General features: G+C 60.8%; 1 protein-coding gene. It reads left to right on the forward strand.

All coding sequences use genetic code 11. From position 1 onward, the window contains the following. Window positions 1-204, forward strand: a 204-nt coding sequence (locus tag AACW06_RS20860) for an Ig-like domain-containing protein (RefSeq protein WP_192076438.1), incomplete at both ends; no start/stop codon positions are given.

Here is a 204-nt window from a genome sequence, read left to right on the forward strand (position 1 = left end):
AACATCACCATCCCAAGCTTGGCGGCGGAAGGTGACTACAGCGTGACGGCGCAGATCAGCGACGCGGCGGGCAACACCAGTGGTGAAAGTGCGCCAGTGACGTTTGATTTTGACGCCACCGTGCCAACTGCGGTGCCAACACTTACCATCGCGGATGCTGCGGACGGCAGCGTGAGCGTGGCCGAAAACAGTGACGGCGTTGAA

This window comes from Vibrio sp. S12_S33 (assembly GCF_963889785.1).
Lineage (GTDB): Bacteria > Pseudomonadota > Gammaproteobacteria > Enterobacterales > Vibrionaceae > Vibrio > Vibrio aestuarianus.